We start from the raw sequence: 15,486 nt of genomic DNA, 5'->3' as shown, positions 1-15,486 counted from the left end.
TGGTTGCCATGACTTGTGCCAGTCGGCCTTGTGACCGATCCCGCCTACGCTGCGCACCGTTCCGACTACCCGGCTTCCCATGCGCCTGCTGCCCGCCTCCCTGATCGCCTGCCTGGCCGTGCCGGCCCACGCCCACGCCATGGCCGAAGACCTGCCCGCGCCGGCCGCCGCCGCGTCCCCCGAGCCGCGCGGCATCGAGGTCGACGGCCGCATCGACCCCGACGAATGGGCCGGCGCGCGGCACATCACCGATTTCCGCCTGACCCAGCCGCTGTCGCTGGAGGCTTCGCCGTACCCGACCGAGGCCTGGGTCAAGTCGACCCCGGACGGCCTCGCCGTCGCGTTCCGCAACACCCAGCCGGCCGGCGTGCCGCGCACCCGCACCCGCACCCGCCGCGACGAGGGTGGCCAGCTCGACCGGGTCAACGTGATCGTCGACTTCGACGGCGACGGCCGCACCGGTTACGACTTCATGATCACCCTGGCCGGCGGCATCGCCGACGAGGTCGTGACCAACGAGGGCCAGTTCAACAACGACTGGGACGGCAACTGGAAGCACGCCTCGCTGGAAACCGAGGCCGGCTGGGACGCCGAGTTCCTGATCCCGTGGTACATCGCGCCGATGCGCAAGGCCGACGGCGACACCCGCACGGTCGGCCTGTACCTCGACCGCGTGATCGGCTCCACCGGCGAGCGTGTGTCCTGGCCGACCGCGAGCTTCCTGCGGCCGCGCTTCCTGTCGGACTTCAACAAGGTCGAGCTGCCGGCGTACAGCCAGTCGCTGCTGGCCATCACCCCGTACGTGGTCGGCGTGCACGACAACATCGCAGGCGAAAGCGAGTTCGACGCCGGCGCCGACATCTTCTGGAAGCCCAACGGCCAGACCCAGCTGACCGCGACGATCAACCCGGACTTCGGCCAGGTCGAGAGCGACGACCTGGTGGTCAACTTCGGCGCCGAGGAGACCTTCTTCAGCGACAAGCGGCCGTTCTTCACCGAGAACCAGGGCATCTTCAATTTCGGCCTGCTGATCGACAACAGCCAGCTGATCTACACCCGGCGCGTGGGTGGCGCGGCCGACGATGGCAGCGGCGCCAGCGACATCGAGGCGGCGGTCAAGCTCAACGGCAGCATCGGCGGCATCAACTACGGCGTGATGGCGGCCGAGGAGGACGGCGAGGCCGGCCGCTCGTTCCGCGCCCTGCGGCTCAACCATGATTTCGAGCGGCAGAATGTCGGCCTGCTGGCGACCCAGGTGCTGCGTCCGTGGCTGGACCGCGAAGCGCGCGTGCTCGGCATCGACCACCGCTGGCAGCCGACCGATACGCTCACCGTCACCAGCAACGTGGTCGGCAGCGACATCGAGCAGGAAGGCCGGACCACCCGCGGCAGCGGCGCGACCACCATCGTCGACTACGAGATGGGCGACGGTTGGCGCCAGCAGTGGCTGGCGATGCATTTCGGCGACGATCTGGAGGTCAACGACTTCGGCTACCTGGGCCGCAACAACCTCAACTACGGCCACTGGCAGCTGAGCCGGCGGCTGACCGACCTGCCGGCGGCGTCGGCCTACTCGTCGCACGACTACCGCGGCCGCATCATCGGCCTGGACAACGACCATGGCCTGCGCCTGCAGCGCCAGTTGCGCCTGATCCGCTCCAGCGACCGCCGCGACGGCGGCAGCGAGTACCTGCAGCTCAACCTCAACGCGCCGGCGTACGACGACCAGCTGACCCGCGGCCGCAACCCGCTGTACCGGCCGGGCAACTTCAGCCTGTCGTTCGAGCGCAACCGGCCGCGCAAGGGCGCGTGGGCATGGGAGTTCGACGCCTGGGTCGGCAGCGGCGGGCTGGAGGGCAACGACGAGGTGGGCTACAGCGTCGACTTCGAGCCGACCTACTACTTCAGCGATGCGCTGAGCGTGTTCGTCGCCGGCAGTGCCGAGTACGACCCGGACTGGCTGGTGTGGCAGCACGACAACCTGGTGGGCCGCTTCGAGCAGCGCTCGCTGCAGCTGGACGCCGGCATGGACTGGAGCATCGGCCAGCGGCAGGAGCTGCGGGTCAAGCTGCAGGCGATCGGGCTGGACGCGGACCTGACCGGAGCGGTCGAGGTGCTGCCCGACGGAAGCACCGTGGCGTCGGCCGAGCCGGTGACGGATTTCAGCCTGCGCAACCTCGGCTTCCAGGTGCGTTACCGCTACATCCTCGCGCCCCTGTCGGACCTGTACGTGGTGTACGGCCGCGGCGGCTACATGCTCGACGAGTTCTCCACCGGCCCGCGCGAGCAGCTGCTCGACAGCTTCTCGCTGCGCGACAGCGAACAGTTGCTGGTCAAGCTGTCGTACCGGTTCGAGTTGTAGGGCGGGGAGAGACCCACTCCTCCGGCGTGGTGATCTCGAACAGTCCCTCGCGCTTGCATCGCCTTGCCAGCGACAGCAGGTGGCGGTCGCGACTGAGCAGCCAGCGGGCACCACTGGCCTGCGCAAGTTCGAGGAACTTCTGGTCGTCGGGGTCACGGCAGCGCGGCACCGAACCTGCGGCAGTGCCCGCCCGGGCCGACCGCGCAGTCCCGTCCGCACCCGACACCGCCGGCAGCGCCCACGCCAACGCGTCGAACGCGGCCACCAACTCATCGCGCCGCGACGGCTCCAGCCGCAGCAACGGGTAGCCGAGCACCCGCTGCCACTCCTCGCGGCACCCGGCATCGACCACCGCGGTCACCGCGCCGCTGTCCAGCGCCTCGCGCAGTGGGGCGGTGCGCGGGTCGGCGAACACCAGCAGGTCGAGCCAGACATTGGTGTCCAGCACGATCCGCGGCGCGCCGGCGACAAGCGTTATCTCCGCCACCTGCCGGTTGCCGGTTATGGCTGCACCTGGCGCAGGTCGGCCGATGCGATCCGCCAGCTGCGCTGCTCCTCGCTGGCACCGTCGACCACCGCCCGGCGCAGGGTGTAGGCGCCGACGTAGCGGTTCACGCTGCCGTCGGTGCGGGTGGTCTTCACCGCCACCGGCACCTCGATGTAGCGCGAACCGGCGGCGGCATCGATGCGGCCGGGCTCCATGATCTCGACCGACATCCCCGCCACCTGCGAGAAGCTGTCGGCGAACTGCTGCGGCGACTGGCCGCTGGCGCTGCCGCCGCCGGACCACAGCGCGTAGGCACTGCCGAAACTGTGCGCGTTGAGCGAGTCGTAGTACGCCTTCATCACCGCGATGGCTTCGGCGGGGCCGGGGCCCTCGGCGGTGACTGGATCGCCGGCCGGGCCGGGGACCGGCGGCACGCCGTCGGTGGCCGCGCCGGGGAACGGCGGGACCTCGCCCGGCGGGGTCTGCCCCGCGAGGCCCGGCTCGAGCCCGGCGAGGCCGTCGAGCGGCAGCGGATTGCCGTCACTGTCGACGGCGGAGTCGGGCGGCCGTTCGGTGGGGGGTTCCGTCGGCGGCAGGGTCCGGCGCGGATCGCCCGCGTCGGGCATGCCGGTGACGCTGCCGCCGGTGCGCTCGGGCGCGGGCAGGGCGTCTTCGCCGCCGGCCTGGCGGACGCTGCGGGCCGCGTCGTCGTCATCGCCGCAACCGGCCACGGCCAGTGTCATCGCCAACAGCAGGGGAGCCAGTGCGCGCACGTCATTCGCCCAGGTTGACCACCACCACGCCGCGGTCGATCACGGTCGAGTCGATCCGGCGCGCGCTGATCCGGTCGAGCAGGGTGCTGTCGAGGCGGTAGACCGGCTCCTGCTTCGCGTAGTCCGCCAGCCACGAATTGAGCAGTTCGCGCGAACTGCCGCTCATCACGCCGCCCAGCGCGGGCACGTCGACCGATTCGATGATCGGGTCCTGCAGGTGCAGGCCGCGGGTGCCGGGGTCGAAGCGCAGGCCGCTGCTGAGCGCGAAGTGGCCGGTGGTTGCGACGCTGGTGCCCATCGCCGACAGGCCGACATCGAAGTCCAGCCGCAGGCGGTTGCTGTCGTAGGGGATCGACAGCGTCGGGTTGGTCAGGCGCAGCGACACCAGCCCGCCGAGCTTGTCGTACTCCTTCGGGAAGTTGCCGTCCAGCGCGTGCTGCAGTTGCGGCTGGGTGAACGTCACCTGGCTGCCGAGCAGCGCGCCCAGCGTGTTGAGCGTGGAGCAGCCGGCCACCAGCAGGGCCAGGAGGAAGACGGCAGATACCACGGGTTTGCGCATGATCGGTCCTCGAAAGAGCGTCGCCACCTTACCCGGCGGTGGTGAATGACGGGTCAGCGACGGTGGCGGCCACGCACCACCGGCGCCCGTGGATGCTAGCGCGAAGACGGTGACCTTCGGATGGGGTTCGCCATGCCGGACTGGACGACGGCCCGACCGGCGCGACGCTGCACGTCGGCGCCGCCAGCGCGAACGGCGCCCGCGTCGCCGAGCTGGACATCCCACTGGACACCATCGCCGGCCGAACCGTCCTCGTTGCTCAGTCGTCCTCGTGCCGCGGCTGGTAGGCCGCCACCAGCTTCTGCTGCACCTGCGGCGGCACCGGCTCGTAATGGCTGAAGTCGAGCGAGTAGCGGCCGCGGCCAGCGGTGACGGACTTCAGCTCCGCGGCATAACCCTCCAGCTCCGACAGCGGCACCTGCGCCTTCACCACGATGCCGTCGCGACGGGTGTCGGTGCCGTTGATCCGCGCGCGCTTGGCTGCCAGCCCGCCGCTGATGTCGCCCATGTGCTGCTCCGGCGCGGCTACCTCCAGGTCGACGATGGGCTCCAGCACCTGCGGCCGCGCCTTGCCCAGCGCGTCGAGGAAGGCCTTCTTGCCAGCGGCGACGAAAGCCACCTCCTTGCTGTCGACCGGATGGTGCTTGCCGTCGTGCACGGTCACGCGCACGTCCTGGATCGGGTAACCGGCCAGCGCGCCGCTGCGCAGCACCTGCTGCACGCCTTTCTCGACCGCCGGCAGGAATTGCCCCGGGACCGTCCCGCCCTTGACCGCGTCGACGAACTCGAAGCCGCCGCCACGCGGCAATGGTTCGACGCGCAGGAACACCTCGCCGAACTGGCCCGCGCCGCCGGTCTGCTTCTTGTGCCGGTGGTGGCCCTCGGCCGGCGCGCTGATGGTCTCGCGGTAGGCGATCCGCGGCGGGCGCGATTCGACATCGACCCCGTAACGCTCCTTCAGCCGGTCCAGGTTGACCCGCAGGTGCAGGTCGGACAGGCCGCGCACGACGGTCTCGTTGGTCTCGCTCTCGTGCTCGACGACGAAGCACGGGTCCTCCTCGGCCAGCTTGTGCAGCGCGGTCGCGAGCTTCTGCTCCTGGCCGCGGCTGGCCGCCTCGATCGCGAGGCCGAACATCGGTCTGGGGAAGTCCAGCGGCGAGAGGTGGATCTCGTCCTCGTCGTGGCTGTCGTGCAGCACCGCGTCGAAGTGCAGGTCCTCGACCTTGGCGATCGCGGCGATGTCGCCGGGCACCGCGCGGTCGATCTCGGCGTGCTCGCGGCCCTTGAGTTTGAACAGATGGCCGACCTTGAACGGCTTCTTGCCGTCGTCGATGTACAGCTGGCTGTCGCGACGCACCGTGCCCTGGTAGACGCGGAACATGCCGAGCTTGCCGACGAACGGGTCGTTGACGATCTTGAAGACGTCGGCGATGACGTGCGCGGAGGGGTCGGGCACGGCCTGGATGCGCGTGCGCGCGGCCCCCTTCTCGAACGGCGGCGGGTTGGCCTCGGCCGGGTTGGGGAACCACTTTTCGGCAACGTCCAGCAGCTCCCTTACCCCGACCCCGCTGCGTGCCGAGCAGAACAGTACCGGCACCAGGTGGCCTTCGCGCAGGCACTGCTCGAAGGCGTCGTGCAGCTGGTCGCCGGACAGGCCGCCCTCGCCGACGTCGAGGTAACGCTCCATCACCGTCTCGTTGATCTCGACCACCTGGTCGATGATCCTCCGGTGCCAGTCGGCGACCGGGCCGAGGTCGCTGTCGCCTTCCGGGCTGGCGAGGCAGTCGACCACCGCCTTGCCGCCGTCGGCCGGCAGGTTCAGCGGCAGGCACTCGGGGCCGAAGGTCTCGCGCAGTTCCTCCAGCACGCGCGCGGGTTCGGCGCCGTCGGCGTCGATCTTGTTGACCACCACCACCCGGCACAGTCCGCGCGCGCGGGCGCGGTCCATCATCCGGCGCGCGCCGTAATCGACCCCGCTGGTGGCATCGATCACGATCGCGACCGTCTCCACCGCCGCCAGCGCCGATAGCGCCGGGCCGCGGAAGTCGGGATAGCCCGGGGTGTCGACGAGGTTGAGGTGGATGCCCGCGTGGTCGATCGCCGCGACCGCGATGTCGAGCGAGTGGCCGCGCTGCTTCTCGACCGGGTCGGAGTCGGACAGGGTGTTGCCGCGTTCGACCGTGCCTGCCGTCTGGATGGTGCCGCCGGCGTGCAGCAGGGCTTCGAACAGGGTGGTCTTGCCGGCGGCGGGGTGGCCTGCGAGCGCCACGTTCCGGATGTCTTGCGTGGTGTAGGACATGAGCGGACTTCTCCCTTGGGCGGGATGGAAGGCCGTCATGGCTGTCCGCGCTGCGCGCCGGGCGTGGTGCGCTCGGCGGGCGGTCATGGCGGGAGGCCGGCGGCGGGCGCCGGACCCCAAGCCTCGCGCCGTCGCCGGGGCGCGTCAAGCCGTGGCGCGGCGTGCATGCGGGGCTAACGCCGGCCCGCGCAGGATGGCGGTTCCTGGCCACCAAGGGAGCACGACATGGGTATTTCGCGCCACGCCACCGCGCACTGGGAAGGCGACCTCAAGACCGGCCGCGGCCGCCTCGCCACGCCCCAGAGCGGACTGATGTCCGACACGCCGTACGCCTTCAGCAGCCGCTTCGGTGACGAGAAGGGCACCAACCCGGAGGAGCTCATCGCCGCCGCGCACGCCGGCTGCTTCACGATGGCGCTGTCGGCCAAGCTGAGCGAGGCGGGGCACCCACCGGCGCGGCTCGACACCCGCGCCGATGTCGACCTGTCGATGGAGGGCGGGCCGGCCCTGTCGCGGATCCGGCTGAAGGTGGACGCCGAGGTGCCGGGGATCGACGACGCGAAGTTCCAGTCGATCGCCAACGACGCGAAGGAGAACTGCCCGGTGTCGAAGGCGTTGTCGGCGGTGCCGATCTCGCTGGAGGCGACGCTCAGGGCCTGAGAGGCGCGCGCCACCCCCGCTGAACGGTTTCACTTTGTCCTAACAAAATTCAGCGGGGGTTGCGTTCGCGCTGCCGAGGATGGTCCGGCCCGCCTTTTCCGGAGCCGTTGCGCATGAACCGACCAACCCCCCGGGGCCTCGCCCCCCTCCTGGCCTTCGCGCTGGTCGCCACCAGCGGCGCCGCAGGCGCGCAGCAGTACACCGGCCTGTATGTGCAGCCGGCGGGCAACGGCTACGCGGCCCCGGGCGTGCAGTACGACTATGCTCGCGTGGTGCGGGTCGATCCGGTGTTCGATTCCGGCCGTTACGCCAGCAACGACCGGCGCTGCTACCAGCGCGACAGCTACGCCCGCGGCGACGCCTACGACGACCGCTATTACCGCGACTACGGGCGCGACGACTACTACCGCGATGGCTACCGCGACGACCGCTACGGCGGCGGAAGCCAGGTCGGCAGCACGATGGCGACCGTCATCGGCGGCGTGGTCGGCGCGGTGATCGGCAGCCAGGTCGGCGGCGGCAGCGCCCGTTACGCGACCTCGGCGATCGGCTCGATGGTCGGCGGCATGGCCGGCCGCGAGATCTACGAGCAGAACCGGCGCCAGCAGGACCATCGCGGCACCGTGACGGTGTGCGATCCGGTCCCGGCCGACGGCCACTACATGCAGACCGGCGGCAACGGCGTCAGCGAGTACGACGTGACCTACGAGTACGCCGGGCGCCAGTACACCACCCGTACCGCCTACCACCCGGGCGACCGCATCCGGGTCCGGGTCGACGTCCGCCCTGAATGACCGGCGTAATGGCGCGCCTGCGAGCGATCGACCGCCCGCCTGTCGACCACACCTGAAAGGGGAGCCGCGCGGATGCGCGCCGGGGGCCGGAGCGCCCCCGTTTTTCCTTGTGCCGCCGCCGCGGCGGTTACCAGTCGATGTGGCCGCGGACCACCGGCTGCACCCGGCCGCCCGACCAGACATCGCCGTCGGCATCGACCCGCAGTTGCAGGCGCGCATCGGCACCGATCTCGCGCCCCTGGCTGGCGACGTAGCGGCCGTCGCGGCCGGGCAGGGCCTCGTTGTGGGCCAGCCATGCGGCGAGGATCGCGTTGGCGGCCCCCGAGGCGGCGTCCTCGAACGGCCCGCTCGCGCCGACGAACGCGCGTACCGCGAGGTCGTGGCCGCCGCTGCCGTCCGCCCGGGCGAATGCGCACACGCCCATGCTGCCGGTGTCGCGGGCCAGCGCGCTGATCTCTTCCCAGTCGGGGCGTGCGCCGCGCAGCGCGGCTTCGTCGGCCACCTCGACCAGCCACCAGCGCCGACCGCCGTCGACCAGCGCCGGGGGCAACGTACCCGCCGGCAGCGCGGCCACCGCGGCGGCCAGCCGCCGGTCGTCGCGCGTGGCCACCTCGACCACCTCCGCGCGCGGCGTCCGCACCGCGATCACCGGGCCGCCGTCGCCGTCATCGACCGACAGCGGCAGCAGCCCGGCGATGCCCTCCTGCAGCAGGCGGCCATCAACCGGCGCGGCCAGTCCCGCATCGAGCGCGGCGAACGCACTGCCGACGCTGGGGTGGCCGGCGAACGGCACCTCGCGCTGCGGGCTGAAGATCCGCACCCGATAGCTCGCACCCGGCGCGCCGGGCGCGAAGATGAAGGTGGTTTCCGGCAGCCGGGTCCAGCGGGCGATCGCCTGCATGGTGGCGTCGTCGAGGCCGTCGGTGTCGAGCACCACCGCCAGCGGATTGCCGGCACCGGGCCGGTCGGCGAACACGTCGAGCTGCAGGTAGCGGCGCAGGGGCATGGCGGGGGGATGAGGATCGGGGGAGGAAGGTCGTGGCGGCCCCGGCGCGGGGCCGGATGACTGCCGGGCGGGGCGCACCCTAGAATCGCGGGTTCGCGATGAGGCGGGTGTCGGCGGGGCAGCCATTCTAGGCGCTTTGCGGGCGCGCGCCGACCCGTACCCACAAACCAGAGGCGGACGTGGTGGCGCAAGCGCAACGCTGGGTAGTACTCAAGTTCGGTGGCACCTCGGTGTCCCGCCGCAACCGTTGGGACACCATTGGTCGCATCGCCGCCAAACGCATGGCCGAGGAGAACGCGCGGGTACTGGTGGTGGTTTCGGCGTTGTCGGGCGTGACCAACGAGCTGCTGGCGATCGGCAACGGCGACGACATCGCCGGCCGCGTCGCCGCGCTGGTCGACCGCCACCGCAGCTTCTGCGTGGAGCTCGACCTCGATCCCGACGCCGTGCTCGGCGAGCGGCTCGCCGCGTTGCAGGCGCTGGCCGGCGACCCGCGCACGGCGACCCGGCCGCTGGACTGGCAGGCCGAGGTGCTCGCGCAGGGCGAACTGCTGTCATCGACCATCGGCGCCGCCTACCTGCGCACGCAGGGCCACGACTTCGGCTGGTGCGACGCGCGCGACTGGCTCGAGGCAGTGGCACTGCCGAACCAGAGCGAGTGGGCGGCGCGGCTGGCGGTCAACTGCCGGCGCGACGCCGATGCCGGCTTCGGCGGACGCTTCGCCGCGCAGCCGACCGCCATGCTGTTGAGCCAGGGGTTCATCGCCCGCCATGCCGACGGCGGTACAGCGGTGCTCGGCCGCGGCGGCTCCGACACCTCGGCGGCGTGCTTCGGCGCGTTGCTGGGTGCCGCGCGGGTGGAGATCTGGACCGACGTCCCCGGCATGTTCAGCGCCAACCCGCGCGAGGTGCCCGATGCCCGCCTGCTGGCCCGGCTCGACTACGCCGAGGCGCAGGAGATCGCCACCACCGGCGCCAAGGTGCTGCACCCGCGGTCGATCGGTCCCTGCCGCGAGGCGCGCGTACCGATGGCGATCCTCGACACCGAACGCCCGGACCTGCCCGGCACACGCATCGACGCGAGCGCGGAGACCGTCCCCGGCGTCAAGGCGATCAGCCGCCGCGACGGCATCGTGCTGGTGTCGATGGAAAGCATCGGCATGTGGCAGCAGGTCGGCTTCCTCGCCGACATCTTCGAGCGCTTCCGCCGCCACGGCCTGTCGGTCGACCTGATCGGCTCGTCCGAGACCAACGTCACCATCTCGCTGGACCCGAGCGAGAACCTCGTCACCGGCAACGTGCTGGAGGCGCTGGCGGCCGACCTCGCCGAGGTCTGCCGGGTCAAGGTGATCGTGCCGTGCAGCGCGATCACCCTGGTCGGCCGCGGCATGCGCTCGCTGCTGCACCGGCTGTCGGACATCTGGGCGACGTTCGGGCAGGAGCGCGTGCACCTGATCTCGCAGTCGTCCAACGACCTCAACCTGACTTTCGTGATCGACGAGGCCGACGCCGCCGGACTGCTGCCTCAGCTGCACGCCGAGCTGATCCGCAGCGGCGCGATGCCGGTGCGCGCGGCGGGGGTGTTCGGCCCGAGCTGGCGCGAGCTGGAAGTCGGCCGGGCGCAGCGGCGGGCCTCGTGGTGGGTCGGCCGGCGCGGGCAACTGCTGGCCCGCGCCGCCGAAGGCACGCCGCGCTATGTCTACGACCTGGAAACCGTGCGCGAACATGCGCGCGTGCTGACCGGCACCGACGCGATCGACCGCTGCTACTTCGCGATCAAGGCCAACCCGCATCCGGCGATCCTGCGCACGCTGGTGACCGAGGGCTTCGGGCTGGAGTGCGTGTCGCTGGGCGAGATCGAGCACGTGTTCGCGAACGTGCCGGGGTTGTCGCCGCAGCGCGTGCTGTTCACCCCGAGCTTCGCGCCGCGGCACGAGTACGAGGCGGCGTTCGGGCACGGCGTCACCGTCACCGTCGACAACGTCGAGGCGCTGCAGCGCTGGCCGGAGGTGTTCCGCGGCCGGACCGTGTGGCTGCGCCTCGACCTCGGCCGCGGCGAGGGCCACCACGCCAAGGTCAAGACCGGCGGTGTCGCGGCCAAGTTCGGCCTGCCGCTGGCGCGGGTCGATGCCTTCCTCGATGCCGCACGCGCGATCGACCTGCGCATCGGCGGCCTGCACGCCCACCTGGGCAGCGGCATCGACGACGCCCGCCACTGGCATGACGTGTACGCGCAGCTGGCCTGCCTGGCCGACCGCATCGGCACGGTCGAGAGCATCGACATCGGTGGCGGCCTGCCGGTGCCGTACACGCCGGAGTCGCCGCTGTTCGACGTCGCCCTGTGGCGCAGCGGGCTGGAGGCCATCAAGGCCGACTACCCGCGTTACCGGCTGGTGGTCGAGCCCGGCCGCTACCTCGTCGCCGAAGCCGGCGTGCTGCTGCTGTCGGTCACCCAGGTGGTCGACAAGGACGGCGTGCGCCGCATCGGCGCCGACGCCGGCATGAACGCGCTGATGCGGCCGTCGGTGTACGACGCCTACCACGGCATCCACAACCTGAGCCGGCTCGGCGACGAAGACACGCTGGAGTACGACGTGGTCGGCCCGATCTGCGAGAGCGGCGACGTGCTCGGCTTCGGGCGCCCGCTGCCGGCCGCGACCGCCGAGGGCGACGTGCTGCTGGTCGCCGACACCGGCGCCTACGGCATGGTCATGGCCAACACCTACAACCTGCGGGCACTGCCGGCAGAGGATGTCATTGAATGAGCGAGTGGAAATTCCGTCGCGACGCGATCGCCGCGTTCCGGTTCGTGCGTTGCGGGCTGGACCCGCGGACCGGTGTCGCGCAACTGGTGTACGCGTTCGACGACGGCCCGGAGCTGGTCGAGACGGTGACCGTGCCCGGCGCGCCGTTCGTGCTGGAAGGCGAGCGCGCGGCGGCGGTCGAGCGCGCGCTGCGGCTGCTGCACCTGATCGCCGGCGTCAGCTACTACAAGGCCGCGGTGCCCGGCGAGATCCGCCTCGACGCGTACACCATCGACGCTGATACCGCCGCGCTGCTGGAGACGGTTTACCTCAACGGCCTGGGGGAATTCGCCTACCGCAACGGACTCGACCTGCACGGTCGCATCCGTTTCCCGCACGAAGGGGGCGAGAGCACCGCCGCCCCGGCGCTCGGGTTGCGCGAGCATGCGCTGGTGGCGATCGGCGGCGGCAAGGATTCGCTGGTCAGCATCGAGGCGCTGCGTGCGCTCGGCGTCGGGCAGACGGTGAGCTGGATCGGCGGTTCGCAGCTGATCCGCGCCTGCGCCGACCGCACCGGCCTGCCGACGCTCAACATCGGCCGGGCGCTGGCGCCGCAACTGTTCGACTACAACCGCGAGGGCGCGTGGAACGGCCACATCCCGGTGACCGCGGTCAACTCGGCGATCCTGGTGCTGGCGGCGCTGCTGCAGGGCGTCGACCAGGTGGTGTTCTCCAACGAGCGCTCGGCCAGCTACGGCAGCCTGATCGAAGGCACCGGCGAGGTGAACCACCAGTGGTCGAAGGGCTGGGCGTTCGAGACCGCGTTCGGCGAACACATCGAGCGCCACGTCGCCGCCGACCTGCACTACTACTCGCTGCTGCGTCCGCTGAGCGAGCTGGCGGTGGCGCGCCAGTTCACCCGCACCGACCGCTACGACGCGCACTTCTCCAGCTGCAACCGCAACTTCCACATCCTCGGCGAGCGGCCGGTCAACCGCTGGTGCGGGGTCTGCCCGAAGTGCCAATTCGTGTTCTTGGCGCTGGCGCCGTTCATGAGCAAGCCGCGGCTGGTCGGCATTTTCGGCCGCAATCTGCTGGACGACGCCGCGCAGACCGCGGGCTATGACGCGCTGCTGGAGTTCCGCGACCACAAGCCGTTCGAGTGCGTCGGCGAGGGGCGCGAATCGCGCGCGGCGATGGCGGCCTTGGCGGCGCGACCGGAGTGGCGCGAGGACGCGCTGGTCAAGCGCTTCGCCCGCGAGATCCGCCCGCAACTGTCCGACGATGACCTGCGGATCGAACCGCTGCTGGTGATCGACGACGAGCAGCGCATCCCGCCGCGGCTGTGGGAGCGCCTGCGTGCGCACCTCGCCGCTTAGGATCGCGCAACTGGGCGACCGCCGGGTCGCGTTGTGGGGCTGGGGGCGGGAGGGCCGCGCCGCCTACCGCGCGATCCGCGACCGCCTGCCGGCGCTGCCGCTGACGCTGTTCTGCAACGCGACCGAGGCCGACGAGGCGCGCACGCTCGGCGACGCGCACCTGCAGGTCGAGACCGCCGTCAGCGGCGAGCGCCTGGCCGGCTTCGACGTCGTGGTGAAGTCGCCCGGCATCAGCCCCTACGGCCCCGAAGCCACTGCGGCGACGGAGCGGGGCACGCGTTTCATCGGCGGCACCGCGCTGTGGTTCGGCGAGCACGCCGGCGCCGACGGCATCGCCCCGGGTACTGCCTGCGTCACCGGTACCAAAGGCAAGAGCACCACCACCGCGTTGCTGGCCCACCTGCTGCGCGCGGCCGGCCACCGCACCGCGCTGGCCGGCAACATCGGCCTGCCGTTGCTGGAGCTGCTGGACGTGCCGCGGCCGCCGGCGTACTGGGCGATCGAACTGTCGAGCTACCAGACCGGTGACGTCGCCGCGGGCGGCGGGCGTCCCGAGGTCGCGGTCGCACTCAACGTGTTCCCCGAGCACCTCGACTGGCACGGCTCGCAGGCGCGCTACGTCGAGGACAAGCTGCGCCTGCTGACCGATGCGCGCCCGCGGGTGGCGGTGCTCAACGCCGCCGACCCGGAGCTGGCCGCGCTGGAACTGCCCGGCAGCGAGGTGCGCTGGTTCGGTCGCGAGGACGGCTGGCACCTGCGTGGCGACGACCTGTACCGCGGCGACATGTTCGTCATGGATACGCTGCCACTGCCGATGCCGGGACGGCACAACCGCGGCAACCTCTGCGCGGTACTGGCGACGCTGGAGGCGCTGGGGTTCGACGCGGCGGCGCTGGCGGGCCACGCGCTGTCGTTCCGCCCGCTGCCGCACCGGCTGCAGATGCTCGGCACCCGCGGCGCGGTGAGCTACGTCAACGATTCGATCAGCACCACGCCGCACGCCAGCCTCGCCGCGCTGGAATGCTTCGGCGCACGCCCGGTCGCGCTGCTGGTCGGTGGCCATGACCGCGGGGTCGACTGGTCGGGGTTCGCTGCCGCGATGGCGCGGCGCGCACCGGCTGCGACCATCACGATGGGTGCCAACGGTCCGCGGATCCACGCGCTGCTGGCGCCGCTCGCGGCCGAAGGGCGATTCCTGCTTGCGGCCGCGGACGACCTCGCCGACGCCGTCCACGAGGCCGAAGCCGCGCTGGCCGGGGAGGGCGTGGTCCTGCTGTCGCCGGGTGCGCCGAGCTTCGGGCCGTACCGCGACTACGTCGAGCGTGGCCGACACTTCGCCGCGCTGGCGGGTTTCGATCCCGACGCGATCAGCGCCATTCCCGGAATCGGCGTGGCCTGATCCGGGCGGGGCGGTCCGCCCGGCCCGCCCCGACGCAACCGGGCCAGAACGGCGCTACCCTCCGGAGAACGCCACGGAGAGGAGTTCCGCCATGCGCCTGCCCCGCCTTGCCCTCGCACTCCCGCTTGTCCTGCTCGCCGGCCCGGCGTTCGCCGCGATGCAGGCCGAACCGGTCGAGTGGTCGATCGGTGACACCACCTTCAGCGGCGTGCTGGTCCATGACGATTCCAACGAGATCGCGCGGCCGGGCGTGGTGATGGTGCCGAACTGGATGGGGGTGACCCCGTCCGCGGTCGAGAAGGCGAAGCAGCTCGCCGGCGACGACTACGTGGTGCTGGTGGCCGACGTCTACGGCAAGGATGTGCGGCCGGTCGACCGCGAGGCCGCGGGCAAGGTGTCAGGCGCGTTGCGCGATGACCGCGGACTGCTGCGCACGCGTGTCGGGAAGGCGGTTGAGGTGCTGCAGGCGCAGGCGGGCAAGGTGCCGCTCGACGCCGAACACATCGCCGCGCTGGGGTTCTGCTTCGGCGGCACCGCGGTGCTGGAGCTCGCCCGTGCCGGCAGCGACCTCGCCGGCGTGGTCAGCCTGCATGGTGGCCTGTCGACGCCGGTGCCGGCGAAGGACGACGCGGTTCGGACCTCGATCCTCGTGCTCAACGGCGCCGACGACCGCGGCGTGACCGACGAGGACATCGCCGGTTTCGAGCGCGAGATGGATGCCGCCGGTGCCGACTGGCAGTTCGTCAACTTCAGCGGCGCGGTGCACTGCTTCGCCGAGGCGGACGCGAACAACCCGCCGGGCTGCGTCTACAACGAGCGGGCTGCGAAGCGGGCGTTCGAGATGACGCACGACTTCCTGCGCGAGCGCTTCGCGGCGGAATAGCGTCTCTCGTGTCCGCCGGCGGACGCGAACCGGCTGTGGATCCGGGTGGGCGGTAGGAGCGGCTTCGGCCGCGATCGTGGAATCGTTCGCCGAAGGCTGTTTCGCGATCGCGGCCGAAGCCGCTCCTGCGCGGAACTTTGA

General features: G+C 71.4%; 12 protein-coding genes. 7 read left to right on the top strand and 5 right to left on the bottom strand.

The features are described from left to right. Window positions 1-79: 79 nt before the first annotated feature. Entirely contained in the window at window positions 80-2,362 is a 2,283-nt protein-coding gene (locus tag N799_RS05655) for a DUF5916 domain-containing protein (RefSeq protein ID WP_238978777.1), read from the top strand. Here N799_RS05655 and N799_RS05650 read toward each other — a convergent pair. From N799_RS05650 to fusA, 4 genes are all read right to left on the bottom strand, one after another. Further along, window positions 2,334-2,849 (bottom strand): PIN domain-containing protein, encoded by a 516-nt coding sequence (locus N799_RS05650; protein ID WP_238978775.1) that lies wholly within the window; start codon window positions 2,847-2,849, stop codon window positions 2,334-2,336. The genes N799_RS05655 and N799_RS05650 overlap by 29 nt on opposite strands. Before the next feature lie 14 nt (window positions 2,850-2,863). Continuing rightward, on the bottom strand, window positions 2,864-3,622 hold the full coding sequence (locus N799_RS14325; RefSeq protein WP_052101270.1) for a hypothetical protein: 759 nt from the start codon (window positions 3,620-3,622) through the stop codon (window positions 2,864-2,866). Between the two features lies 1 nt (window position 3,623). Then, entirely contained in the window at window positions 3,624-4,181 is a 558-nt protein-coding gene (locus tag N799_RS05640; RefSeq protein WP_036209188.1) for a DUF1439 domain-containing protein, read from the bottom strand. Window positions 4,182-4,440: 259 nt separating this feature from the next. Continuing rightward, complete coding sequence (fusA, locus tag N799_RS05635; protein ID WP_036209185.1) at window positions 4,441-6,480, bottom strand: elongation factor G; 2,040 nt, start codon at window positions 6,478-6,480, stop codon at window positions 4,441-4,443. Window positions 6,481-6,705: 225 nt separating this feature from the next. Here fusA and N799_RS05630 point away from each other — a divergent pair, with 225 nt between their 5' ends. Both N799_RS05630 and N799_RS05625 read left to right on the top strand, forming a co-directional pair. Beyond that, on the top strand, window positions 6,706-7,140 hold the full coding sequence (locus N799_RS05630) for an OsmC family protein (protein WP_036209183.1): 435 nt from the start codon (window positions 6,706-6,708) through the stop codon (window positions 7,138-7,140). Window positions 7,141-7,253: 113 nt separating this feature from the next. Beyond that, entirely contained in the window at window positions 7,254-7,934 is a 681-nt protein-coding gene (locus N799_RS05625; protein WP_036209180.1) for a glycine zipper 2TM domain-containing protein, read from the top strand. 127 nt (window positions 7,935-8,061) lie between these two features. Here the strand turns inward: N799_RS05625 and N799_RS05620 are convergent, their stop codons facing one another. Further along, window positions 8,062-8,940, bottom strand: coding sequence for a PhzF family phenazine biosynthesis protein (locus N799_RS05620; protein WP_036209177.1), 879 nt, complete (start codon window positions 8,938-8,940; stop codon window positions 8,062-8,064). A 182-nt stretch (window positions 8,941-9,122) separates the two neighbouring features. On the opposite strand from N799_RS05620, the gene N799_RS05615 reads away from it, so the two are divergent. The 4 genes from N799_RS05615 to N799_RS05600 all read left to right on the top strand — a co-directional run bounded on the left by N799_RS05615 (window position 9,123) and on the right by N799_RS05600 (window position 15,345). Continuing rightward, entirely contained in the window at window positions 9,123-11,705 is a 2,583-nt protein-coding gene (locus tag N799_RS05615) for a bifunctional aspartate kinase/diaminopimelate decarboxylase (protein WP_238978773.1), read from the top strand. Further along, window positions 11,702-13,063: a UDP-N-acetyl-alpha-D-muramoyl-L-alanyl-L-glutamate epimerase gene (murL, locus tag N799_RS05610; protein WP_036209171.1), complete on the top strand. Its 1,362-nt coding sequence runs from the start codon at window positions 11,702-11,704 to the stop codon at window positions 13,061-13,063. The genes N799_RS05615 and murL overlap by 4 nt, the downstream gene beginning before the upstream one ends. Further along, window positions 13,044-14,462 carry a UDP-N-acetylmuramoyl-L-alanine--D-glutamate ligase gene (gene murD / locus N799_RS05605; protein ID WP_036209169.1) on the top strand — a complete coding sequence of 473 codons (1,419 nt, stop codon included), beginning with the start codon at window positions 13,044-13,046 and terminating at the stop codon, window positions 14,460-14,462. The genes murL and murD overlap by 20 nt, the downstream gene beginning before the upstream one ends. Window positions 14,463-14,553: 91 nt before the next feature. Beyond that, window positions 14,554-15,345 (top strand): dienelactone hydrolase family protein, encoded by a 792-nt coding sequence (locus tag N799_RS05600; RefSeq protein ID WP_036209167.1) that lies wholly within the window; start codon window positions 14,554-14,556, stop codon window positions 15,343-15,345. Window positions 15,346-15,486: the final 141 nt, after the last annotated feature.

The organism is Lysobacter arseniciresistens ZS79 (assembly GCF_000768335.1).
GTDB classification, from domain to species: domain Bacteria; phylum Pseudomonadota; class Gammaproteobacteria; order Xanthomonadales; family Xanthomonadaceae; genus Novilysobacter; species Novilysobacter arseniciresistens.
The sequence above is the reverse complement of the archived record's forward strand: the minus strand, read 5'-3'. Positions and strand labels throughout refer to the sequence as shown.

Bases quoted from the DNA above. Each gene is read 5' to 3' on its own strand.
- N799_RS05655 (WP_238978777.1), top strand. From the start codon at position 80: ATGCGCCTGCTGCCCGCCTCCCTGATCGCCTGCCTGGCCGTGCCGGCC.
- N799_RS05640 (WP_036209188.1), bottom strand. From the start codon at position 4,181: ATGCGCAAACCCGTGGTATCTGCCGTCTTCCTCCTGGCCCTGCTGGTG.
- fusA (WP_036209185.1), bottom strand. From the start codon at position 6,480: ATGTCCTACACCACGCAAGACATCCGGAACGTGGCGCTCGCAGGCCAC.
- N799_RS05630 (WP_036209183.1), top strand. From the start codon at position 6,706: ATGGGTATTTCGCGCCACGCCACCGCGCACTGGGAAGGCGACCTCAAG.
- N799_RS05625 (WP_036209180.1), top strand. From the start codon at position 7,254: ATGAACCGACCAACCCCCCGGGGCCTCGCCCCCCTCCTGGCCTTCGCG.
- N799_RS05620 (WP_036209177.1), bottom strand. From the start codon at position 8,940: ATGCCCCTGCGCCGCTACCTGCAGCTCGACGTGTTCGCCGACCGGCCC.
- murL (WP_036209171.1), top strand. From the start codon at position 11,702: ATGAGCGAGTGGAAATTCCGTCGCGACGCGATCGCCGCGTTCCGGTTC.
- N799_RS05600 (WP_036209167.1), top strand. From the start codon at position 14,554: ATGCGCCTGCCCCGCCTTGCCCTCGCACTCCCGCTTGTCCTGCTCGCC.